The following is a 23,633-nucleotide window of genomic DNA, read 5'->3' as shown; positions in this document are numbered from 1 at the left end:
TTATGAAAGATGTAAACAAGATTCCTGCTGCAGTTGCCATGGTGAAGGTTTTAGAAGCCTATGGAGTTAAAGATGTATATGGTTATCCTGGTGGTTCCATTAACTCAACTCTGCACGCTTTGGACGTAGAAAAGGACAACATTAATTACATTCAAATTCGGCACGAACAAGTTGGGGCTTTAGCTGCCGCTGCGCACGCTAAACTAACTGGTCACATTGGAGTGGCCTTTGGTTCTGCTGGTCCTGGTGCCGTTAACATGTTAAACGGTTTATACGATGCCAAGGAAGATAAAGTTCCCGTTTTAGCCATCGTTGGTCAAGTTGCTCACAACAACATGAACTATGACTACTTCCAGGAATTCCCAGAAGTACCAATGTTTGAAGATGTTTCTGTTTACGATCGAGTAGTAATGACTCCGGAAAGTTTGCCACACGTTGTGGATCAAGCTATTCACGCTGCTTATGCTAATAAAGGGGTTGCCGTAGTGGTTATTCCTAACGACTTCGGTTTTGCAGAAATTCCAGACGTTCGTTACGATTCAGCTGCTCCAACCTACTCCAAACCAGCTCCGCAACCAGTTGCTACTGACGAAGAAGTGAATGACTTCTTAGCAATGGTGAAGGATGCTAAACGCCCCGTTATCCACGTTGGTCGTGGGATTAAAGATGGTGGCGATAAGTTAATCGAACTTTCCAAGAAGTTACAAGTTCCGTTAATCATGGATGGTTTGGCTCAAGGTTACGTTGACAAAGCTTACGAAGGAAACCTCGGAACTGCTAACCGGGCTGCTTCTAAGGCTGCCGACGAAATCTTAGCATCTGCTGACTTAGTAATCGCCATTGGTGGTGACTTTGCTTTTGCTAATAGTGTTTACGCTAGTCACGAATTCAAGTACATCCAAGTTGATAACAACACGATTCAGTTAGGACGGCACCACGTTCCAGATTTAGCCATCTGGTCTGACGCTACGAAGTTCGTGGAAAAGGCTTTGGTCCAATCAGAACCTGCTCCAGAAAGTCCATTCTTCAAAGCAGCTGTTGCTGACATGCAAAACTGGAAAGAATACATCAAGAAGATTATGGACAGTGAGTCAGATAGCTTAACTCCTGCTCAAGTTTACAAACAAATTAACCGGATTGCTGAACCAGATGCTGTTTACTCCATCGACGTTGGTGACAACATCATCAGTTCCTTTAGATACCTCAACTTTAACGACCAAATGAAGTGGGTTATCTCCGCCTTATTCGCTACGATGGGCTCTGGAATTCCAGGTGCTATCGCTGCTAAATTAGACGAACCCGATAAACAAGTCTTCAACATTGCCGGTGACGGTGCTTTGTCAATGGTAATGCAAGACTTAGTTACGGAAGTTAAGTATAAATTACCAATCATCAACATTGTGACCCAAAATGGTGACTTGAGCTTCATCAAGGGTGAACAAGAAGACATCGCCATGCAGTACTTCGGCTTAGACTTACAAACGCAAGATTTTGCTGGCATTGCTAAGGCCATGGGCTTAGATGCTGTTCGAGTAACTAACTTCGCTGAATTACCAGCTGCCTTTGACCAAGCTAACGAAGCTGTTAAAGCTGGACGTCCATTCTTGATTGACATTGTCATCAACGACAACCGGGCCTTACCAGTGGAAGACTTAGTGGTTAAGATTGAAGACGGCAAGGTTTCTGAAACGGTTAGTCCTAACTACCGGATTGACAAATCAGATCAACAAGCTAAGACGATTGAAGAATTATTTGCCATCTACGGAGGAGAAAATCTCTTACCGTTACAACATTACTTTGACGAATTTGGTGTTCAACTTTAATTTAGATAACTCCTAAAATACAAAAAACGCTTCTCAATTTAATTGGGAAGCGTTTTTTGGTTGGCTCAATAACATAAATTTAACCTAAAATTACTATTAATTAGTTTTATCAGTACATCGATAATTTCATTGATATATAGGGTCTGATAACCGGTAAGAAAATTTTTTAATGGATGAAAGTATTGTCGTCGTTGATGAATGGACGGCGTTAGAAATTGAACTGATGATGGTTGAACAACCAACAATTACGGTGATCATGGTGCCAGCATCTGCAACCTCAACTACGGAAGAAACTAACAAAATACTGGTTAAGCTGAATTAAAAAGTAAGTATCATTCGCAGTAGGATGGTACTTTTAGAATGCGATGTTCGCCATTGCGTTATTTATACTATAATTGAAATTAGTAAACGTTTATTCAAATTCTAAAAAGGGGTCTAAATCTAGATGGTCTTACAATTTATCTTTTTAATCGCAGCGGGGATTGTCGCGGGGTTAATGGCAACGATTGCCGGTTTGGCGTCAATTGCCTCCTATCCAGCGCTCCTAATGGTCGGCATCCCACCGGTAATCGCGAACGTTACCAACACGGTTTCGTTGATTTTTACGGGAGTTGGTGCGATTCCAGCTTCGTTAAAGGAACTCCACGGACAGTGGCACCGTGCTCTGGGCTATACCATTTTAGCTGTTATCGGGAGTGTGAGCGGGAGTGCCCTGCTGCTGGTGGCCCCTGCCTCAACCTTTGAAAAAATCGTGCCGTTCTTCATTCTGGTCGCCGGAGTGATGCTTTTACTTTCTGGTCGAGGAAAGGAACTCAAGGAAGAGGAACGCTTGCAGCGGGCCGAAATGCATCCCACTCGGCATAAAATTTTAACGTTAGCTAGTTACCTCGGGATTGTTCTGGTGGGTGGCTATCTCGGTTACTTTGGTGCTGCCGGAGGAGTCGTACTCTTAGCTATTTTAGCTGTGATTACCCGAGAAAGTTTTGCGAAATACAACGCCGTTAAAAACGTGATGACCTTTGCTTGTAATCTATGTTCGTCAGCGTACTTTATCATGACCACCACGGTTGCTTGGCACGCCGTGTTACCGCTCGGAATTGGTTTATTAATCGGTGGCTTTTGTGGTCCTAAGATTGTGCGCCACGTCAACATCAAGCTGCTGCGAATTTTGATTGCCATTGCAGCCTTCTTACTCGCTGGTGACCTATTTGTCAAGGCTTACTTTTAAATGGAATTATGTTAGAATATCAATAAACTGAGCAAGGAGGTTTTTCGATGAAGTTATTTTACTGGCTGTTATCTCTCTTTTGGGTGATTACGTTAGTGGTTTTCGTGATGATGCCTAACGAAATGGGAATGATGATTTCCATGTACATGATGATCTTTGGAATGCTGGCGCACAGCATTGCTTGTGCCTTAGAGCACCACAAGTAAATTGAATGATTATAAAAAAGAACTTTCCTGACTGGAAAGCTCTTTTTTTAACGATTTAATTACTACGAACATGCTGATCAGTTTTCATTTCGTGACTGACCACCCAAGTGATTAAAGCCGAGCATAACATAATGATGGCCACAATTAGGTACGGAAGGCTGGGATTTTTATCCATTAACGTTCCCGCAAAGATGGGACCAGCAATGTTACCGATGCTAGTGAGTGACATGTTCACTCCATTGATTAGTCCCTGGTTGTTCTTCCCAAAGCGGGTTAACAAGGTGGTAATTGCTGGCCGCAGCACGTCAAAAGCACAAAAGATTAACAAGGTGGCAATGATAACTTCAACGGCTGTGTGAGCGAAAATTATCCAGAAGATCCCAGCCATGCTAACCAAAAAGCAAATCCGGGTAAGCCCAATTTCACCAAACCAACTGACTAATCGATCGAACATCACCACTTGTAAGATGAGTGAGAAAATTCCGTTTAGAATTAATACGAGGGCGATTTGGTTCAGGGAGAAGTTGAAGACTTGGTGGACGTAGAGGGTGTAGATACTTTCAAACCCGGCAAGTCCAAATGAGGAAACCAGAATCATGAAAAAGAGGGTCACAATCGATTTATTTAACAGACGTTTGAGCCCCTTATCTGTAATGGCAACCCCATCTACTACGTTGCCGTGGCTATGTTCTTTGAGGTGACTCGGAATTCCAACGACAAACACGAGGGCTGCTACGATTCCAGATACACCCGCAAACCAGAACGGAGTTTTGTAGCTGAGGTTTGCGAGCACGCCCCCTAGCCCGGGTCCAATGATTAATCCTCCACTAAATGCGGCAGAAATCCAACCGATGACGCGTGCTCGTTCGCGTTCGTTCGAAAGATCAGCAGCCAGCGCCATCGAGGTGGTTCCCACCATGGCAGCAGAAATTCCACCAATTAAACGGGAGAGGTCAAACCATAGTAGTGATCCCGCCAGCGCAAAGAGGAACTCGGAAAAGGCATAGAGCAAAAGGCCCGCCGTGAGAATGGGAACCCGGCCGATGCGGTCGGAAAGCCGGCCGACGATGGGGGAAAAGAGAAACTGGGTAAAAGCAAACAGGGAGGTCATCATCCCCATTTCACCCGCCGTTAAATGGTATTCCGTTTTGATGAAAGGTTCGACAGGAATCACTAAACTCCATCCCAAACAGATGATGAAGTTGGCCGCAATGATAATATAAATGGCTCGTCGATTTTCTTTACTCATACTGACTCCTCGCTTACTGAAAATTAATTACTAAAGTATCATTATACGGCAAATCTTGCTTGCTGAGAAACAAAATGGTTACGGACAATCCGAAAATTGTGTACAATTAAGAGTGATGATTTGATTTAAATCTTAAAGGAGAAAACAAAATGGCAGGAATTGAACGGTTTTACACTCTGTTTCAACCCGAACATTACGATTTATTCATTGATGTTAACCGGGAACGGAAAACCATTAACGGAACAACTAAAATTCACGGACATGCCAGTCAAGCAAACGTGGCTGTGAACCAAAAGGATTTGCAGGTCAGTCAGGTCTTGGCGAATGGGTCTGAAGTACCATTTACCACTGATAATGGGGCCGAAGCAATTCGGATTGAACTACCAGAAGCAGGTGACGTTGATTTAGAAATCACTTACAGCGCTCCTTTGACCGACACTATGATGGGAATTTACCCGTCTTATTACGAAGTTGGTGGGGAAAAGAAACAGGTAATTGGAACCCAATTTGAAACGACGTTTGCACGCCAAGCCTTTCCTGGAATTGATGAACCAGAAGCCAAAGCTACGTTTAGTTTAGCGCTGAAGTTTGACGAACACGACGGCGAAACGGTACTAGCAAACATGCCAGAGGACCGTGTTGAAGATGGTGTTCACTACTTCAAGCCAACTGTGAAAATGTCAACGTACTTAGTAGCCTTTGCTTTTGGTGACTTACAAAGCAAGTTGACTACTACCAAGAATGGTGTTGAAGTGGGAGTCTTTGCTACGAAGGCGCACCAACCAAAGGAACTTAATTTTGCCTTAGATATTGCGAAACGTTCCATTGAATTCTATGAAGACTTCTACCAAACTCCATATCCACTTCCGCACTCTTGGCAGTTAGCCTTACCTGACTTTTCTGCTGGAGCCATGGAAAACTGGGGATTGATTACTTACCGGGAAGCTTATTTATTGCTAGACCCAGACAATACCCCATTAGAAACGAAGGAATTAGTGGCCACGGTAATCGCACACGAATTAGCACACCAGTGGTTCGGTGACTTGGTTACCATGAAATGGTGGGACGATTTGTGGTTAAACGAAAGTTTTGCCAACATGATGGAGTACGTGGCCATTGATGCTTTACAACCCGACTGGAAGGTTTGGGAAATGTTCCAAACTTCTGAAGTGCCAATGGCGCTCTCTCGGGATGCTACGGATGGCGTACAATCGGTTCACGTGGAAGTTAGTGATCCCGCTGAAATTGACGCCCTCTTTGACGGCGCCATTGTATACGCTAAGGGGGCCCGGATGTTAGTAATGGTGCGAGCTCTCTTAGGGGATGATGCGCTCCGGAAGGGTTTACGGCAGTACTTTATTGATCATCAGTACGGCAATGCCGAAGGGAAGGATTTGTGGAAAGCTCTCGGTGATGCTTCTGGACTTGATATCGGTAAGATTATGCATTCCTGGTTAGATCAACCAGGTTACCCAGTAGTTTCCGCTAATGTTGATGCTGATGGACAACTAGTCCTCTCGCAACAACAATTCTTTATTGGTGATGGAGAAGACCAAGGGCGGGAATGGCAAATTCCGTTAGACAGTAACTATGACGCTGCTCCCCAAATTATGGCGGAACCAGAATTGAAGCTGGGTGACTATCAAACCCTGCGGAAGGAAGCTGGAACGCCATTCCGTGTGAACGTGGGGAACAACTCGCATATCGTCGTTCAATACGACCAAACGTTGTTAGATGACATCTTGGATCACGTATCTGATTTATCGGTCATTGATCAACGGCAAATTTTACAAGATCTACGGTTATTGGCTAGTGCCCAATGTATTTCTTACGCGCAGTTGCTACCATTGTTACGGCAATTTGCTGGCAGTCACTCTGCTATTGTTAATGCGGAATTGTATACCATTGCTAACTCATTGAAGATGTTTGTAACCCCAGGAACGCCAGCTGAACAAGAACTGCGGCAATTCTTTGGAACCTTAGTTAGTGGAAACATCGAACGGTTAGGCTTGGTACCACGTGCGGGAGAAACAAATGATGACCAAAAGGTGCGTCCGATTGTTTTAAACGCTGCTTTGTACGCCCAAATTCCAGCCGTAATTGAACAAGTTCATGCGTTATTCACTGAGTATCAAGATCGGTTAGTTGAATTACCGGCGGATGTCCGGGCCTTGGTTTTGAAAAATGAAGTGCAAAACTACGGTAGCAAGGAACTATTTGACCGGTTAATGCATGATTACGCGACGACCAGTGAAGTTAACTACCGGGATGACCTAGCAGTTGCTGTTCCGCAAGTAACTGATCCACAGTTAGCCGAACAACTAGTTGCTCAGTTTGAAAATTCCGATGTGATTAAACCACAAGACTTACGGGCTTGGTACCGGGGGCTGTTAGCTAATGACTTGAATCAGCAAGTAGCTTGGGACTGGATTCGCAAGGAATGGGGCTGGTTAGAAGCAACCGTTGGTGGTGACATGGAATTTGCGACCTTTATTACGGTCACTGCTAACATTTTCCACACTCCAGAACGGTTAGCGGAATTCAAAGCCTTCTTTGAACCGAAGTTAGACACTCCAGGCTTGGCACGAGAAATTAAGATGGACGTGCGGACAATTTCCGGGAAAGCTGACTTAGTTGCCGCTGAACAAAGCGATGTTTTACAAGCTTTAAGCGAAAACGTTCAATAAATTAAAGTTAATTAAAGGGGATTAATCTCTTGGTTGAGATTAATCCTTTTTTTTGTTGGTAATTTTTTGACCTTTTATGACTAATTAGGGTTGACATTTATAAATGAGGACGATATAGTGATATATGTTCGTTACGAGCCAGATGGTTAAGCTTAATTAATGAAGTGAAAAAGTTCAATTAAGGGTTGACATCATGGTCAAAACGAGATATTATTATTTATGCGCTGAATAGCAGTGCGAAGTAGTTCTTTGAAAACTGAACAAGATTTTGATTACAAAAAGTGTAAGGAATTTTTAAACTAGCGTTTAAAAATTAAACATTTGCGAAGTCAATTCGCTTAAGAAACAAATAATAAAGTAGAGCTAGTAAAGTTCTCATTTAAAATGAGAGTTTGATCCTGGCTCAGGACGAACGTTGGCGGCGTGCCTAATACATGCAAGTCGAACGCGGTCTCCTAAATGAAATGAAGTGCTTGCACAGATTTGACTTTAGATTGGACCGAGTGGCGAACTGGTGAGTAACACGTGGGTAACCTGCCCAGAAGTCGGGGATAACACCTGGAAACAGATGCTAATACCGGATAACAACTAAAACCACATGGTTTTAGTTTGAAAGCTGGCTTTTATGCTAGTGCTTTTGGATGGACCCGCGGCGTATTAGCTAGTTGGTGAGATAATGGCTCACCAAGGCGATGATACGTAGCAGACCTGAGAGGGTAATCTGCCACAATGGGACTGAGACACGGCCCATACTCCTACGGGAGGCAGCAGTAGGGAATCTTCCACAATGGACGAAAGTCTGATGGAGCAACGCCGCGTGAGTGAAGAAGGGTTTCGGCTCGTAAAACTCTGTTGTTAGAGAAGAACGACTGTGAGAGTAACTGCTCACGGCGTGACGGTATCTAACCAGAAAGTCACGGCTAACTACGTGCCAGCAGCCGCGGTAATACGTAGGTGGCAAACGTTGTCCGGATTTATTGGGCGTAAAGCGAGCGCAGGCGGTTTTTTAAGTCTGATGTGAAAGCCTTCGGCTTAACCGAAGAAGTGCATCGGAAACTGGGAAACTTGAGTGCAGAAGAGGACAGTGGAACTTCATGTGTAGCGGTGAAATGCGTAGATATATGAAGGAACACCAGTGGCGAAGGCGGCTGTCTAGTCTGCATCTGACGCTGAGGCTCGAAAGCATGGGTAGCAAACAGGATTAGATACCCTGGTAGTCCATGCCGTAAACGATGAATGCTAGGTGTTGGGAGGTTTCCGCCTCTCAGTGCCGAAGCTAACGCATTAAGCATTCCGCCTGGGGAGTACGACCGCAAGGTTGAAACTCAAAGGAATTGACGGGGACCCGCACAAGCGGTGGAGCATGTGGTTTAATTCGATGCTACGCGAAGAACCTTACCAGGTCTTGACATCTTCTGTTAGCCTAAGAGATTAGGTGTCCCCTTCGGGGGCAGAATGACAGGTGGTGCATGGTTGTCGTCAGCTCGTGTCGTGAGATGTTGGGTTAAGTCCCGCAACGAGCGCAACCCTTGTCTTTAGTTGCCAGCATTGAGTTGGGCACTCTAGAGAGACTGCCGGTGATAAACCGGAGGAAGGTGGGGATGACGTCAAATCATCATGCCCCTTATGACCTGGGCTACACACGTGCTACAATGGACGGTACAACGAGTTGCGAAACCGCGAGGTCAAGCTAATCTCTTAAAGCCGTTCTCAGTTCGGATTGCAGGCTGCAACTCGCCTGCATGAAGTTGGAATCGCTAGTAATCGTGGATCAGCATGCCACGGTGAATACGTTCCCGGGTCTTGTACACACCGCCCGTCACACCATGAGAGTTTGTAACACCCAAAGTCGGTTGGATAACCGTTAGGAGTCCGCCGCCTAAGGTGGGACAGATGATTAGGGTGAAGTCGTAACAAGGTAGCCGTAGGAGAACCTGCGGCTGGATCACCTCCTTTCTAAGGAAAAATACGGAACCTTACACCGATCAAAGTCTTGTTTAGTTTTGAGAGAACTACTCTCACAGTACCATCCGCGCTTTTTGGGCCTATAGCTCAGCTGGTTTAGAGCGCACGCCTGATAAGCGTGAGGTCGGTGGTTCGAGTCCACTTAGGCCCATCGCCGTTGTTACGGTATGATAATTGAATTTTGGGGAATTAGCTCAGCTGGGAGAGCACCTGCTTTGCAAGCAGGAGGTCAGCGGTTCGATCCCGCTATTCTCCATTGGTACTAGTCGTTTTAGTACCGCTTGGTTCTTTGAAAACTAGATAATATTATTTTCTGTAAGAATTATATTGATTGATATAATTTTAACCGAGAAAACCATTGTGCAATTTGAGTTTTTTAATGTGTTTAATCGCTAAACTCAATAATTTATAATCCGTCGGATTATAGGTTAAGTTAGAAAGGGCGCATGGTGAATGCCTTGGTACTAGGAGCCGATGAAGGACGGAACTAACACCGATATGCTTCGGGGAGCTGTAAGTAAGCTGTGATCCGGAGATTTCCGAATGAGGAAACTCGATTAGGGTAATGACTAATCACTACGTAGTGAATTCATAGCTACGCAGAGGCAGACGTGGGGAACTGAAACATCTAAGTACCCACAGGAAGATAAAGAAATTTCGATTCCCAAAGTAGCGGCGAGCGAACTGGGAATAGCCCAAACCGAACCTTCGTGGTTCGGGGTTGTAGGACTGAACATTTGAGTTACAAAAGAATTTGATAGCTGAAGCAGTTGGGAAGCTGCACCAAAGAGAGTGATAGTCTCGTAAGCGAAATTGAATTCCCTCAGTTCAGGATCCTGAGTACGGCGCCACACGTGAAACGGCGTCGGAATCCGGGAGGACCATCTCCCAAGGCTAAATACTCCCTAGTGACCGATAGTGAACCAGTACCGTGAGGGAAAGGTGAAAAGCACCCCGGAAGGGGAGTGAAATAGTTCCTGCAACCATGTGCCTACAAGCAGTCAGAGCCCGTTAAGGGGTGATGGCGTGCCTCTTGTAGAATGAACCGGCGAGTTACAGTTGCATGCAAGGTTAAGCCGAAAAAGCGGAGCCGCAGCGAAAGCGAGTCTTAAGAGGGCGAATTAGTATGTTGCCGTAGACCCGAAACCAGGTGATCTATCCATGTCCAGGATGAAAGTGCGGTAATACGCACCGGAGGTCCGAACCCGTGTACGTTGAAAAGTGCTGGGATGAGGTGTGGATAGCGGTGAAATTCCAAACGAACTTGGAGATAGCTGGTTCTCTCCGAAATAGCTTTAGGGCTAGCCTCGGAATTAGAATCATGGAGGTAGAGCCACTGTTTGAGCGAGGGGTCCGTCTTGGATTACTGAGTTCAGATAAACTCCGAATACCATTGATTTATGTCCGGGAGTCAGACGATGAGTGATAAGATCCATCGTCGAAAGGGGAACAGCCCAGACCGCCAGTTAAGGTCCCTAAATATATGCTAAGTGGAAAAGGAAGTGGAGTTGCTTAGACAACTAGGATGTTGGCTCAGAAGCAGCCACCATTTAAAGAGTGCGTAATAGCTCACTAGTCGAGTGATTCTGCGCCGAAAATTTACCGGGGCTAAGCATATTACCGAGACTGCGGACGCAACTACGTTGCGTGATAGGAGAGCGTTCTAAGGGCAATGAAGGCAGACCGGAAGGACTGTTGGAGCGCTTAGAAGTGAGAATGCCGGTATGAGTAGCGAAAGACCAGTGAGAATCTGGTCCACCGAATGACTAAGGTTTCCTGGGGAAGGCTCGTCCACCCAGGGTTAGTCGGGACCTAAGCCGAGGCTGAGAAGCGTAGGCGATGGATAACAGGTTGAGATTCCTGTACTAGTTAATTATGTTGGAACGATGGAGGGACGCAGAAGGCTAGGTTGAGCATCCGGCTGGAAAAGGATGTTTAAAACGTAAGTCAGGTGAGGAGTGAAATGCTTCTGACCGGGTTGACAAGCGTTGATGAGGATCGAAATTAAAGTAGAGAAGCAACCGATGTCACGCTGCCGAGAAAAGCTTCTAGTGAGTAATTAACTACCCGTACCGCAAACCGACACAGGTAGTCGAGGAGAGAATCCTCAGGTGAGCGAGAGAACTCTCGTTAAGGAACTCGGCAAAATGACCCCGTAACTTCGGAAGAAGGGGTGCTGACCGTCAGGTCAGCCGCAGTGAAAAGACTCAAACGACTGTTTATCAAAAACACAGGTTTATGCAAAATCGTAAGATGAAGTATATGGGCTGACGCCTGCCCGGTGCTGGAAGGTTAAGTGGAAAGGTTAGCTTCGGCGACGCCTCGAAATGAAGCCCCAGTAAACGGCGGCCGTAACTATAACGGTCCTAAGGTAGCGAAATTCCTTGTCGGGTAAGTTCCGACCCGCACGAAAGGCGTAACGATTTGAGTACTGTCTCAACGAGAGACTCGGTGAAATTAAGATACCTGTGAAGAAGCAGGTTACCCGCGACAGGACGGAAAGACCCCATGGAGCTTTACTGTAGCTTGATATTGGGTGTTTACATAGCTTGTACAGGATAGGTAGGAGCCATTGAAACCGGGACGCTAGTCTCGGTGGAGGCACCCGTGGGATACTACCCTTGCTATGTGAACACTCTAACCCTGAGCACTCATCGTGCTCGGAGACAGTGTCTGGTTGGCAGTTTGACTGGGGCGGTCGCCTCCTAAATAGTAACGGAGGCGCTCAAAGGTTTGCTTAGAATGGTTGGAAATCATTCTGTAAGTGTAAAGGCAGAAGCAAGCTTGACTGCGAGACAGACAAGTCGAGCAGGGACGAAAGTCGGACTTAGTGATCCGGTGGTACCGTATGGAAGGGCCATCGCTCAACGGATAAAAGCTACCCTGGGGATAACAGGCTTATCTCCCCCAAGAGTTCACATCGACGGGGAGGTTTGGCACCTCGATGTCGGCTCATCGCATCCTGGGGCTGTAGTTGGTCCCAAGGGTTGGGCTGTTCGCCCATTAAAGCGGTACGCGAGCTGGGTTCAGAACGTCGTGAGACAGTTCGGTCCCTATCCGTCGCGGGCGCAGGAAATTTGAGAGGAGCTGTCCCTAGTACGAGAGGACCGGGATGGACATACCGCTGGTGTATCAGTTGCGCCGCCAGGCGCACCGCTGAGTAGCTATGTATGGATGAGATAAACGCTGAAAGCATCTAAGTGTGAAACTCGCCTCAAGATGAGATTTCCCATTCCTATATGGAAGTAAGACTCCTGAAAGATGATCAGGTCGATAGGTTAGAAGTGGAAGCGTAGCGATACGTGGAGCGGACTAATACTAATCAGTCGAGGACTTAACCAAGGAAAGCACAATGGTAGAATCGGAAGAAAATAATATTAGCTAGTTTTGAGGGAACGAAGTTCACTCAGAGTGTGGTGGCGATAGCCTAAAGGATACACCTGTTCCCATGCCGAACACAGCAGTTAAGCTTTAGCACGCCAAAAGTAGTTGGGGGATCGCCCCCTGCGAGGATAGGACGTTGCCACGCGCAGTAAAGGCACTTTCGAAGCAATTCGAAGGTGCCTTTTTTTGTGCGTTTTTGGAAAAGCCAACTAATTGATGTATAATTGACATGATTGTTCAGAATAAAGGAGCTAAAATGATGAAAGAGAAACGTTTTTTTCGGATTACATTAGGTTGGCAAATCATGCTGGGCTTGCTGTTAGGAATTGTTCTGGGAGTTATTTTCTATAAAAACCAGACAGCCATTACTGCAATGCAAAGCATCGGAACCATGTTTATTAGTTTAATTCAAATGATTGTGATGCCCATTGTGGTTTCGTGTTTAACCGTTGGAATTGCCAGCATGGGTGACATTAGAAAGGTGGGTCGAATCGGAGGGAAAACGTTAATTTACTTCGAATTAATGACTACGATTGCAATCATCATTGGATTAGTAGTGGCTAACATTGCCCATCCTGGATCCTTTATTGATGTTCACGCGATGCATTCATCGGTTGATATTAGTAAATACGTTTCCACGGCCCAGCATTCCAAAAATGAGGGTCTCTGGTCAATGTTAATTGGCCTGATTCCAACGAATATCTTTGGCTCTCTTAGTAAAGGTGATATGATGCCGGTGATTGTGTTTTCCGTCTTCTTTGGACTAGGAACGGCTGCAATTGGAGAACGAGGTCAGGTCATCATCGACTTTATGAATGCCGTTTCTCAGGTCATGTTCAAAATTACGAACTGGGTCATGCACCTAGCTCCCATCGGGGTCTGTGCCTTGATTGGAGTGACGCTCGCCGAACTGGGAATCGGAGCATTACTGCCACTGGGATACTTTGTCTTACTGGTATACCTCACCATGATTTTCTTCGTATTGATTGTCATGGGCATCGTTGCCCGGCTATGCCACTTCAAGCTTCATGAACTGCTAGTGGTCATTAAAAATGAAATTGTATTGGCCTTTTCGACGGCGAGTTCAGAAGCCGTAATGCCTAAGATGATTGAAAAGATGGATCACTTTGGGGTCAGCCCTTCGATTGTTTCCTTTGTAATTCCAACCGGATATACGTTTAACCTGGATGGATCAGCCATTTATCAATCCATTGCGGCCCTCTTTTTAGCCCAGGCCTATAACATTCACCTTTCTTTGGGACAACAAATTACGTTGATGATCGTATTAATGATTACTTCCAAAGGAATGGCAGGAGTGCCAGGAGCGTCCTTCGTGGTCTTACTAGCTACGGTTTCGACCATTGGGGTCCCGATGTCTGGGTTAACCTTCATTGCTGGAATTGACCGGTTTGTCGACATGGGACGAACGGCCGTGAACGTGGTTGGAAACTCATTAGCCACGGTTGTGATTGGGAGTTCCGAGCATGAGTTTGATGCTAATAAAGCCGCTGCTTATTACCAACAAACGAGAAAGAAGCAGGTTTCCTAGTAAAAGAATGTTTGACATTTGGCGCTGTGATGATATGCTTAGATAAATTAAATATGCAAGTAAACTGGTGCGTTATTAGTTGTCTGTAAGTTAGTTCTGTGAAACTAATCAGGCAATGAGCAGCAGCACGTTCTAATCAATTAATCGTTTCCGGAGAGAAACCAATTGACGTTCAACATCATTTTGACTTCAATTTAGCTACTCCCGGTGAACGGTGAGTAGCTTTTTTTATGGTGAAATGACAAGGGAGGCCTTTTTGTGGCAACACGGTATTTAGTTTTAGAAGATGGTACCATTTACGCCGGCATCGCTTTTGGTGGGAGCCGCGATAGTATGGGAGAACTGGTCTTTAGTACGGGAATGTCTGGATACCAGCAATCAATTACGGATCAATCCTACAATAACGAAATTTTGATGTTCACAAACCCCTTAATCGGAAACTACGGGGTGAACCGCGATAACTTAGAATCGCAAGTACCGACTTGTAAAGGAGTCGTGGTCAGAGAGATTGCCCGCCGGACAACCAACTGGCGCATGACGATGTCATTCTCTGAGTACTTGGAACAACATGATATTCCAGGAATTAGTGACATTGATACGCGTGCGGTGACTCGGCACATTCGGGAACAAGGAGCGATGCGCGCTGCTTTGGTAAACGAAGTGACCGACGAAACGATGGCTGAGTTACAAAAATGGGCACGAAATCCACATGCCATTAATGAAAGTGCCACCCACAACGCTTACTCTGCCCCAGCGACCGGCCGGCGGATTGCTGTAATTGACTTTGGTTTGAAGTACTCAATCCTGCGGGAATTGTCGAAGCGGAACTGTGACGTTGTGGTCTTACCACCAACGGCGACGGTACAAGACGTGGAAGATGTTTATCCAGATGGTGTCTTATTGACTAACGGACCGGGAGACCCCACGGCAGTGCCAGAGGAAACTTTAGAAATGATTAGAACCGTGGAACAAAAGTACCCGTTATTGGGAATTTGTATGGGGCACCAGCTCTTTGCCTTAGCAAACGGCGCCACGACCACGAAGATGAAATTTGGGCACCGAGGCTTTAACCATCCCGTGCGCAACTTAGAAACCGACCGGATTGACTTTACGTCGCAAAACCACGGTTACATGGTGGAACGAGCTTCCGTTGATCAGACTGACCTCAAAATCTTGTTAGAAGAAATTAACGACCACTGTGTGGAAGGACTACGGCATCAATCACTTCCAGCCTTTTCGGCCCAGTTCCATCCGGATGCTGCGCCAGGTCCTCACGATGCTGACTACTTATTTGATGAATTTATGCAATTAATTGATCAAAATCCGGTGCAAAAATAGAGAAAGGTTGAACAACATGCCACAAAGAACTGACGTGAAAAAAATCATGGTAATTGGTTCCGGACCGATTATCATCGGGCAAGCTGCCGAATTTGACTACTCGGGAACCCAGGCCTGCTTAGCTTTAAAGGAATTGGGTTACGAAGTCGTACTGGTAAACTCAAACCCGGCCACGATTATGACGGACCGGGAAGTAGCTGATGAAGTTTACATTGAACCCCTGACTCTAGAATTTGTGACTCGGGTACTGCGAAAAGAACGTCCAGACGCCATCTTACCTACCTTAGGCGGTCAACAAGGGTTGAACATGGCTAAGGAACTTTCTGATGCTGGGATTTTGGACGAACTTCAGATTCAGCTGTTGGGAACGGACTTGGATGCCATTAACGAAGCCGAGGACCGGGAACAATTTCGCGATTTGATGCAAGAATTAGGGGAACCAGTTCCAGAATCAACGATTGCCACGACTACGGAACAAGCCTTAGCCTTTGCGGACCAGCACGGTTATCCGGTGATTGTTCGGCCTGCCTTTACGATGGGCGGAACTGGGGGTGGAATCGCTCACAACGAGGAACAACTCCAAGAAATTGCAGCTAACGGATTAGACCTCTCGCCCGTAACCCAAGTTTTAATCGAACAAAGCATCGCGGGCTACAAGGAAATTGAATTTGAAGTAATGCGGGACCACGATGATAACGCGATGGTGGTCTGCAACATGGAAAACTTTGATCCGGTGGGAATTCATACCGGTGATTCAATCGTGTTTGCCCCAACGCAAACCCTCTCAGACGACGAAGTGCAGATGTTACGGGATGCTGCATTGCGGATCATTCGAGCTCTGAAGATTGAAGGGGGCTGTAACGTTCAGCTCGCCCTCGATCCCAACAGCATGCACTACTACGTGATTGAAGTGAACCCACGGGTGAGTCGGTCGAGTGCCCTCGCTTCCAAGGCAACTGGTTATCCGATTGCCAGAATTGCCGCTAAAATTGCTGTAGGCCTGAACCTAGATGAAATCATGAACCCCGTGACCGGCACGACGTATGCCGAATTTGAACCAGCCTTAGACTACGTGGTTTGCAAGATTCCACGGTGGCCGTTTGATAAATTTACCCAGGCCGATCGCCACCTAGGGACGCAGATGAAGGCCACCGGGGAAGTCATGGCAATTGACCGGACGGTGGAAGGGTCGATTTTGAAGGCCGTGCGTTCCTTAGATATTGATCAAAAGGACCTAGCTAATCCCGAGTTAGCCCAGTTAAGTCAGGTGGAATTAGAAGAAGGATTGATTCATGCTCACGACGACCGCCTCTTTTACCTCTACGAAGCCCTACGGCGGGGTTACACCATTGACCAACTAGCTGATTTAACCCAGATTCACATCTTCTTCTTGGACAAGTTACTGCACATCTTTGAAATTAGTCAGGCGTTAGCTGATCAGCCTGGTAACGTAGCGATTCTGAAGACGGCCAAACGCTATGGTTTTTCCGACGAAACGATTGCCCAGCTCTGGAACAGTGATGCTGATGCCATTCGGGAACAACGCTTAGAAAATGGCTTAGTTCCGGTTTATAAAATGGTGGATACGTGTGCCGGGGAATTTGAATCCAAGACGCCTTACTTCTACAGTACCTATGAATGGGAAAACGAGAGCGAAGTTAGTGCTAAACCGTCCGTGCTCGTCCTCGGTTCCGGTCCGATTCGGATTGGGCAGGGGGTTGAATTTGACTACGCCACGGTGCACTCCGTAGAAGCCATCAAGAAGGCTGGCTACGAAGCCATCATTATGAACAACAACCCAGAAACCGTTTCGACGGATGCTTCCATTTCCGACAAACTGTACTTTGAACCCCTGACGGTCGAAGAAGTGCTGAACGTGATTGACCTCGAACAACCGCTCGGCGTGGTGGTACAATTCGGGGGTCAAACGGCCATTAACCTATCCGAACCACTGGCTGAACACGACGTCAAAGTCTTAGGAACCAACGTGAACGATGTGAACCGGGCTGAAGATCGGGATGAATTCGATCGGGTGATTAAAAAATTGGGCATTCCCCAACCAGTTGGGGGAACCGCTACGGATCCGGAAACGGCATTACAAATTGCCGACGAAATTGGTTATCCCGTGTTAGTGCGGCCAAGTTACGTGCTGGGTGGTCGGGCCATGGAAATCGTGCGGCGCCGGGAAGACCTCGAAAACTACATGAAAAATGCTGTACGAGTTTCCCACGACCATCCCGTGTTGATTGACCAGTATTTGACCGGAAAAGAATGTGAAGTGGATGCCATTAGTGACGGCGAAACGGTGCTGATTCCGGGAATCATGGAACACATTGAACGGGCCGGGGTTCACTCCGGAGACTCAATGGCCGTTTACCCATCCCAGACGTTGTCTAACCACGTCAAGGATCAGATTGTAGCGTACACGGAACAACTAGCGTTGGAACTGAACTGTGTGGGTCTGATGAACATCCAGTTTGTAGTTCACAATGACCAATCCTACGTGATTGAAGTGAACCCACGGGCTAGCCGGACGGTTCCGTTCCTGAGCAAGGTGACGGGCATTCCAATGGCTCAAGTGGCTACCAGAGCTATTCTGGGCGAAAGTTTAGCCAGTCAGGGGTATCAATCCGGATTGGCTCCAGAAAGCAAACTGGTGCACGTTAAGGCGCCGGTCTTCTCTTTCTCAAAGCTCAACGACGTTGATACCTTACTGGGACCCGAAATGAAGTCAACTGGGGAAGTCATGGGGTCCGATCGGACCTTCCCGAAGGCCTTGTACAAAGCCTTTGAAGCTGCCAAATTGCACGTTCCCAACCACGGCCGAGTCTTATTGACTGTCAAGGATGATGACAAGGAAGAAACGGCCCAACTGGCGCAACGATTTGCGGACCTCGGTTACCAAATTTTGGCCACGCCCGGAACGGCGAAGTTCTTTTCCGAACATCGAATTCCAGTTCAAGAAGTGGGGAAGGTCGGCGAAGACCATGACCTGCTAGAAATGCTGTTAGGCAAACAAATTCAGATGGTGGTTAATACGGTTTCCAATACGCAGGGGAGCGAACGGGACGGCGCTATGATCCGGAGCGCTGCCATTGCCGACGGCGTACCGTTGTTTACCTCACTGGATACGGTCTCCGCCATCTTACAAATGTTAGAAGACCAGTCGTTTACGACTCAGAGTTTGTAGTCAATGTTTCATGTGAAACACAAATAACGAAAATAGATCGCTAGCCAAATGAGCTAGGGGTCTATTTTGCTTTCTTAGGGAATTTGATGGGTTACTGATTACCAGGCAAAAACCAGGTATAATTAAGGATAAATAAAGAGCAAGGAAACAGTAGGAGGATTTTCATGGCATACGCACGCAAACAGAAGCGCCCGTTTTACCGGCGGTGGTGGTTCTGGCTCATCATCTTTTTACTATTCATTGGGGTGATGGCTAATTACCAGCAAAATGGAACCCAAGGCACCCATCCGAACACGGCCTCCAAAACGGCGGCTCATAAAACGGAAATTACGCGTGAGCAATATAACCAGATTGCAATGGGCCAAGACCAAGACACGGTCAAGAAAACGTTGGGAAAAGCGAACGCAACTTCAGAAACGGATGTGAACGGACAAAAGGCAGTCGTTTGGACATGGTCCAAGTTAGATCATGCTTTTAAAGCTGGCTCAATTTCGGTTACGTTCGTGGATGGTAAGGTTGAAAGCAAGGGCTATTTGAATTTAGCTGTTAAGCAACTAAAACCGGTTAGCCAAGCTACCTATGATTCGATTCAATCAGGGGCTACTTATGACGAGGTAATCCAAAAAATAGGGCGACAACCGGATTCCGAATCGGTTACTACGCTGGGCGAAGCGACCGGCAAAACGATTAGTTACCTTACTGATAAAAACGGGAAAGCCCAAACGTTTGTGTTCAGCGCGGATCGATTAGTTTCGAAGACGCAAACGCAATTGAAGCAGTAATTACAGTGGAAGTGGGGGATTGTTGATGGCAGTTAAGCTACGAAAAGTCGGGGACGCTCGGGTCTTATCCGTGTCCCAAGCAGTAGTCGCTAAGGTTGGAACGATGTTTACGGTCAAACAACTGCCAAATGGCTCGATTGTATACACGCCAGAACGAGCCAATCCGTTTGAGGGTGATTGGTTTCATCACGATTTAAAACAAACGGACGTCACCACGGAAATTAACGAATTTTTGGATAACGAATGGAGTTATTCCACTAAAAAAGATTAAGAGAGGAACCGATTATGTACGTTCCAGTGAAAGGGGACATTGTGGAACTCGATTTTAATCCGAGTTCGGGAGAGGAAATTCGCAAACGCCGTCCCGCGTTGGTCATCAGCACGAAAAAATACAGTGAACTGACGGACTTGGCTTTCGTGTGCCCCATTACGCACGCAGACCACAATCGGCTCCGCGAAATGGGCTTCCTGATTCCGGTTAGTAATGCAGACGTGAGTGGTTACATTAATCCGATGCAGTGTCATACGTTTGATTACCGAGCCCGGCACATGGAGATTATTGGGCGGGCGAGTCCCGTCGTGTTAGCCCAGGTAATTCACGTGATTAACGAGATTGTGAATGCCAAAGAAATTTAGACAGCAAAAAAGGCCTGCAACGTGATGTTGTAGGCCTTTGGTTTAGTTATTGCGAATCGAATCTAAATCGCTGGCACCAATGTAGTTTTGGTAGTCTTCTCCATCGTAAGTAAAGCTGTAATCTTGCGCAGTGGGTTGTTTTGTAAAGATTTGGAAGTAGCCCATCCGGGTATAACTGGCAATGACGGGTTGCTTCGTCCCGTTGATGGTGATGGTAGCGGGCCAGTAGCTAGTTACATTATCAACCCCGTTTGTGGTAGGCAAATTCGTTTCCTTACTGCCTTCGTAGTAGACGTTTGCTTGACTAGCTGAGTCATTAGATTGGTTCTGCTTCGTTGGTTGTTGACCAGCAGTGGCGGTGCTTTGCTCGTTCGTTTGGTTGGCACCTGCTGCTGACTGCTCCGACTTATTTTGATCAGCGGTCTGGTCTTTTTGTTCTTTTCGCTGGTCGTTCTTTGCTTGCTTTGACTTTTTACTGTCAGCTTTTTTCTGCTTCTCTTGCTTGCTACTTTTAGCGGTTTGGTCAGATTTTGACTCAGAGGATTGCGAGCCACAGGCGGCCAATGTAAGTGCTAACGTTAGGCAAGCTCCCACGGTGATTAATCCTTTTTTCATACGAATTGCCTCCTTAGTTCTTTTCTAATTCACTTGCCCGGACCCGAAAATTATTCGGTTCTGTCGCGTGGTAAGGATCATGTTCTTGAAGATACTTAATCATTAAATTGGGAATGGTTTCACTGGTTTGCTGGACGACCTTATCAATCGAAAACATTTGGTAGTCGCCACCCCCGATGGCTCGGTAGTTGTTCATGGCGACCACTAATTCTTGGTCATCAGTTACCGGTTGGCCGTGATAATTGAGCTTGGTTACTCGGTGACCTACGGGTTGTGAAATATCAAATTCGTAGTCAATCCCACTGTAAACGTCGTAGTTATAGAGCTGCAACTTGGGTTTTACAAACTCGTCGTTGATGACAATTTGACCGTCACGAACCGTGAAGAACTTAGCGTTTTGCTCCAAAGCGTCCCGCATTTCTTTGCCGGTAATCCGTTCGGAAAAAGCAGTATTCGGGTACGAGTAGTTACTAATGATTTCGCGCATGGAAACCCTAGGACTCAATCCGGTGATTTCATTGTTAAATAACGCAGTTCCCGAAATATCGGTCCCCAGAGCTTCCATCTGGACTTGATTAATTAAATCCAGGTAAGGATGACCGTGCAACCGGGCTTGCAAGTGATCGTGGATGCGTAAATCAGCACCTGTAACGGTACCCACCGATTCCTCAAGCCACGCTTGAACCTGGTTTTCGACCTGTGGATCAGGCAGTAATGATTCATCAATGGCAACGTCTGCGGTTTTTAAGAGCTGACTCGTCCCATTTATTACGTGATAATCATCATCGAGGGTCAGGGTGATTTGTCCGACATTGCTACCCCGTACGCCGGGTTGCGTAAATGGCACGTGGTTAATGGTTCCCGCCAGCTCCCGGTGTTGGTGCCCGGTAATCAAAGCATCAATGCCAGGAACGGTGGTGAGGAGGCGGTAACCTTCGTTTTCGACCGTTTCCTTTTCCGTTGGTTCGCCGGTTTCCGGATCAGCTTCTAACCCACCGTGGTAAGCCACGATGACCACGTCCGCTTGCTGGCGCAGTTGGGGAACCAGTGCTTGGGCGGTTTCTAAAATCGAATTAAAGGTTAATCCCTGAATGTTCTCGGCCATTTCCCAGTTCGGAACAAAGGCGGTGGTTAACCCCAGGATGGCAATTTTGATGCCCTGTTTTTCGATAATTTGGTAGGGAGCGTCAGCAATCTGTTCGTTTTCGGCACCCATAATGTTGGCGCTCAAAATCGGATAGTTGCGTTTGGCTTCCGCAGCGCGGATGTAGTCGATTCCATAGTTAAATTCGTGGTTGCCGAGTACCCCAGCATCGTAGCCAATCTGGCTGGTGATCCCCGTCAGATAATCCTTAAGGGTATCCGGTTGTTCGGCGAGATAGCTCGTCAGCGGCGATCCCTGAATTAAATCTCCGTTTTCAACGGCCAGGATGATTTCGTCCGCTGTGGCCTGTTCTCGGGCTTGTTTGATGATGGTACCGGCTTTTAACAAGCCAATCCCAGTATAGTTATCCTTGGTGCTGTAATTCGTGGGGTAGACGTAGCCATGCACGTCACTCGTGGAGAGCAGTTTAATTGTTTTTGGCATAACGCGGATGACCCTTCTTTAGTTGTTTAATTGACATCATGACAACGAAGCTGACTACGTAGCAGCAGCTCATGAAGATTACGACCATCGTGATGGTAGAAACGTCCATGATAAATCCGATTAATACGGGCGTAAACGTTCCAATCGTTTTGGCAATCGACATAATGGTGTTGTTAGCCGTGGCCCGGTTTTTGCTGGAGTAGAGGCTGCTAACGATGGCTCCATATCCACTATACATCCCGTCGGTGAGAAAACCAACAATCGTTCCGGCGGCCACAAATTCAAGTTTAGTTTGGGCCATGATCAGGAGGTAAACGGAAGCAGCGGAACCTAGCAAATAAATGCTAAAGGCTAACCGACTGCCGAACCGGTCTTGCATGTAACCAAAGACCCCGATTCCGGCGGCCATTCCGATGATGGTAAAGACCATCCATAATGACGAACTAGCCACGTTGACGTGCATCCGTTCCTGCGCAATGGTAGGTAACCAGTTCATGACAGTTGTGTAACCGGCAATGTGAATCAGGAACATGATGATAATCCGCAGGGATAAAAAGGCTTCGTGAGGGGTTGAAAAGAGAGACCACACGTCACCGAGGTGAATTTTTTCACTGGTTTTGGCTAATTCCCGGTTGCGGTTGAAAGTATCACTTTCTGGCAAGTGGAAGCGGATGAACCAGGCTAGGATAACGGGTAAAATCCCGATGAAGAAGAGTAAGTGCCAACCGTAGTGGGGGATGATGAAGGCGGCTAGTAAGGATGCCAGCACGGCCCCCAGTTGTCCGGCCACTCCAGCAGCAGAGGAAATTCGGCCCATGTATTTTTTCGCAAAGGCTTCGCTCAGCATGGTCAAGGCAATTCCGTATTCACCACTTGTCCCGATTCCGATGATGATTCGAAAGACACAGAGCATGAAGAAAGAATTGGTCAAACCCATGCCGGCGGTTCCAAGCGCATAGATAAAAATTGACCAACTTAACGTTTTGACTCGGCCAAATTTATCGGCAAGGATTCCAAAGCCGATGCCACCAAAGAGGGACCCGATGGCGGTAATGGACGGGATTAAGCCTCCTTCGGCCTTGGTAATATGTAAGGTCGCAATGATGGATGCTAGGGCTAACCCGATAAAGGCGGCATCCATTCGTTCTAAGACGAACCCAATTCCCGTTGATAGGGACACCCGTTTTTGGTACTTCGTAAACTGTTTAAAGTGCATAAAACTTCCTCCAAATAAAAAAGTGATTTTGGCAGGGTCTGAGGGTTCAGAGCGCACAAAATCACTTTGGTTATGGAATTCGTCTTTAGTTAAATAACCGTGCTTGTGGTTTCTCTGAACCGACTTAAAGCCCATGTCTTTTTTCTAAGGATAGCACTTTTAGGAGATTTCGCAAAT

Annotated in this window: 15 protein-coding genes, 2 tRNA genes and 3 rRNA genes; 16 read left to right on the top strand and 4 right to left on the bottom strand. The window is 46.7% G+C overall.

Going from position 1 to position 23,633, the window contains the following annotated elements; genetic code table 11:
* The first annotated feature begins 2 nt into the window (after positions 1–2).
* The 4 genes from spxB (at position 3) to M3M38_RS04290 (ending at position 3,257) form a co-directional block, all read left to right on the top strand.
* Positions 3–1,823 carry a pyruvate oxidase gene (gene spxB / locus M3M38_RS04305; protein ID WP_252813672.1) on the top strand — a complete coding sequence of 607 codons (1,821 nt, stop codon included), beginning with the start codon at positions 3–5 and terminating at the stop codon, positions 1,821–1,823.
* A 169-nt stretch (positions 1,824–1,992) separates the two neighbouring features.
* Positions 1,993–2,145: a hypothetical protein gene (locus tag M3M38_RS04300; RefSeq protein WP_252813671.1), complete on the top strand. Its 153-nt coding sequence runs from the start codon at positions 1,993–1,995 to the stop codon at positions 2,143–2,145.
* 123 nt (positions 2,146–2,268) lie between these two features.
* The gene (locus tag M3M38_RS04295) at positions 2,269–3,051 is read left to right on the top strand and encodes a sulfite exporter TauE/SafE family protein (protein ID WP_252813670.1); all 783 of its coding nucleotides are present in this window, start codon (positions 2,269–2,271) and stop codon (positions 3,049–3,051) included.
* Positions 3,052–3,098: 47 nt separating this feature from the next.
* Positions 3,099–3,257 (top strand): hypothetical protein, encoded by a 159-nt coding sequence (locus M3M38_RS04290; RefSeq protein ID WP_252766528.1) that lies wholly within the window; start codon positions 3,099–3,101, stop codon positions 3,255–3,257.
* Between the two features lie 55 nt (positions 3,258–3,312).
* Here M3M38_RS04290 and M3M38_RS04285 read toward each other — a convergent pair whose 3' ends face one another.
* Positions 3,313–4,506, bottom strand: coding sequence for an MFS transporter (locus M3M38_RS04285; RefSeq protein ID WP_252813669.1), 1,194 nt, complete (start codon positions 4,504–4,506; stop codon positions 3,313–3,315).
* A 149-nt stretch (positions 4,507–4,655) separates the two neighbouring features.
* On the opposite strand from M3M38_RS04285, the gene M3M38_RS04280 reads away from it, so the two are divergent.
* The 12 genes from M3M38_RS04280 (at position 4,656) to M3M38_RS04225 (ending at position 20,037) form a co-directional block, all read left to right on the top strand.
* Complete coding sequence (locus tag M3M38_RS04280; protein ID WP_252813668.1) at positions 4,656–7,193, top strand: M1 family metallopeptidase; 2,538 nt, start codon at positions 4,656–4,658, stop codon at positions 7,191–7,193.
* Between the two features lie 380 nt (positions 7,194–7,573).
* Positions 7,574–9,149 (top strand): 16S ribosomal RNA (locus tag M3M38_RS04275).
* 85 nt (positions 9,150–9,234) lie between these two features.
* Positions 9,235–9,309, top strand: a tRNA-Ile gene (locus M3M38_RS04270).
* A gap of 32 nt (positions 9,310–9,341) precedes the next feature.
* A tRNA-Ala gene (locus M3M38_RS04265) sits at positions 9,342–9,414 on the top strand.
* A 170-nt stretch (positions 9,415–9,584) separates the two neighbouring features.
* Positions 9,585–12,500 (top strand): 23S ribosomal RNA (locus M3M38_RS04260).
* Positions 12,501–12,570: 70 nt separating this feature from the next.
* Positions 12,571–12,687, top strand: a 5S ribosomal RNA gene (gene rrf / locus M3M38_RS04255).
* Together the 16S, 23S and 5S rRNA genes with 2 tRNA genes alongside form the textbook arrangement of a ribosomal RNA operon.
* A 114-nt stretch (positions 12,688–12,801) precedes the next feature.
* Positions 12,802–14,091: a cation:dicarboxylate symporter family transporter gene (locus M3M38_RS04250; protein ID WP_252813667.1), complete on the top strand. Its 1,290-nt coding sequence runs from the start codon at positions 12,802–12,804 to the stop codon at positions 14,089–14,091.
* Positions 14,092–14,349: 258 nt separating this feature from the next.
* On the top strand, positions 14,350–15,429 hold the full coding sequence (locus tag M3M38_RS04245) for a carbamoyl phosphate synthase small subunit (protein ID WP_252766525.1): 1,080 nt from the start codon (positions 14,350–14,352) through the stop codon (positions 15,427–15,429).
* A gap of 16 nt (positions 15,430–15,445) precedes the next feature.
* Entirely contained in the window at positions 15,446–18,619 is a 3,174-nt protein-coding gene (carB, locus tag M3M38_RS04240) for a carbamoyl-phosphate synthase large subunit (RefSeq protein ID WP_252813666.1), read from the top strand.
* A gap of 164 nt (positions 18,620–18,783) precedes the next feature.
* On the top strand, positions 18,784–19,401 hold the full coding sequence (locus M3M38_RS04235; protein WP_252813665.1) for a DUF3862 domain-containing protein: 618 nt from the start codon (positions 18,784–18,786) through the stop codon (positions 19,399–19,401).
* A 25-nt stretch (positions 19,402–19,426) separates the two neighbouring features.
* Positions 19,427–19,672, top strand: a complete 246-nt coding sequence (locus tag M3M38_RS04230; RefSeq protein ID WP_252813664.1) for an AbrB/MazE/SpoVT family DNA-binding domain-containing protein — start codon at positions 19,427–19,429, stop codon at positions 19,670–19,672.
* Positions 19,673–19,686: 14 nt separating this feature from the next.
* Positions 19,687–20,037: a type II toxin-antitoxin system PemK/MazF family toxin gene (locus M3M38_RS04225; RefSeq protein WP_252813663.1), complete on the top strand. Its 351-nt coding sequence runs from the start codon at positions 19,687–19,689 to the stop codon at positions 20,035–20,037.
* A gap of 42 nt (positions 20,038–20,079) precedes the next feature.
* Here the strand turns inward: M3M38_RS04225 and M3M38_RS04220 are convergent, their stop codons facing one another.
* The 3 genes from M3M38_RS04220 to M3M38_RS04210 are packed head-to-tail and all read right to left on the bottom strand — an operon-like array spanning position 20,080 to position 23,456.
* On the bottom strand, positions 20,080–20,652 hold the full coding sequence (locus M3M38_RS04220; RefSeq protein WP_252813662.1) for a hypothetical protein: 573 nt from the start codon (positions 20,650–20,652) through the stop codon (positions 20,080–20,082).
* 13 nt (positions 20,653–20,665) lie between these two features.
* Positions 20,666–22,240, bottom strand: coding sequence for a bifunctional metallophosphatase/5'-nucleotidase (locus M3M38_RS04215; protein WP_252813661.1), 1,575 nt, complete (start codon positions 22,238–22,240; stop codon positions 20,666–20,668).
* The gene (locus M3M38_RS04210) at positions 22,224–23,456 is read right to left on the bottom strand and encodes an MFS transporter (protein WP_252813660.1); all 1,233 of its coding nucleotides are present in this window, start codon (positions 23,454–23,456) and stop codon (positions 22,224–22,226) included. Before M3M38_RS04210 ends, M3M38_RS04215 begins: the two co-directional genes overlap by 17 nt.
* Positions 23,457–23,633 lie beyond the last annotated feature (177 nt).

Origin of the sequence: Fructilactobacillus cliffordii, from assembly GCF_024029355.1 — a bacterium.
Taxonomy (GTDB): Bacteria; Bacillota; Bacilli; order Lactobacillales; family Lactobacillaceae; genus Fructilactobacillus; species Fructilactobacillus cliffordii.
The sequence above is the reverse complement of the archived record's forward strand: the minus strand, read 5'-3'. Positions and strand labels throughout refer to the sequence as shown.

Coding starts and splice junctions, on each gene's coding strand:
- carB (WP_252813666.1), top strand. CDS start 15,446: ATGCCACAAAGAACTGACGTGAAAAAAATCATGGTAATTGGTTCCGGA.
- M3M38_RS04295 (WP_252813670.1), top strand. CDS start 2,269: ATGGTCTTACAATTTATCTTTTTAATCGCAGCGGGGATTGTCGCGGGG.
- M3M38_RS04285 (WP_252813669.1), bottom strand. CDS start 4,506: ATGAGTAAAGAAAATCGACGAGCCATTTATATTATCATTGCGGCCAAC.
- M3M38_RS04250 (WP_252813667.1), top strand. CDS start 12,802: ATGAAAGAGAAACGTTTTTTTCGGATTACATTAGGTTGGCAAATCATG.
- M3M38_RS04210 (WP_252813660.1), bottom strand. CDS start 23,456: ATGCACTTTAAACAGTTTACGAAGTACCAAAAACGGGTGTCCCTATCA.
- M3M38_RS04225 (WP_252813663.1), top strand. CDS start 19,687: ATGTACGTTCCAGTGAAAGGGGACATTGTGGAACTCGATTTTAATCCG.
- M3M38_RS04235 (WP_252813665.1), top strand. CDS start 18,784: ATGGCATACGCACGCAAACAGAAGCGCCCGTTTTACCGGCGGTGGTGG.
- M3M38_RS04220 (WP_252813662.1), bottom strand. CDS start 20,652: ATGAAAAAAGGATTAATCACCGTGGGAGCTTGCCTAACGTTAGCACTT.
- M3M38_RS04300 (WP_252813671.1), top strand. CDS start 1,993: ATGGATGAAAGTATTGTCGTCGTTGATGAATGGACGGCGTTAGAAATT.
- M3M38_RS04215 (WP_252813661.1), bottom strand. CDS start 22,240: ATGCCAAAAACAATTAAACTGCTCTCCACGAGTGACGTGCATGGCTAC.
- M3M38_RS04290 (WP_252766528.1), top strand. CDS start 3,099: ATGAAGTTATTTTACTGGCTGTTATCTCTCTTTTGGGTGATTACGTTA.
- M3M38_RS04280 (WP_252813668.1), top strand. CDS start 4,656: ATGGCAGGAATTGAACGGTTTTACACTCTGTTTCAACCCGAACATTAC.
- spxB (WP_252813672.1), top strand. CDS start 3: ATGAAAGATGTAAACAAGATTCCTGCTGCAGTTGCCATGGTGAAGGTT.
- M3M38_RS04230 (WP_252813664.1), top strand. CDS start 19,427: ATGGCAGTTAAGCTACGAAAAGTCGGGGACGCTCGGGTCTTATCCGTG.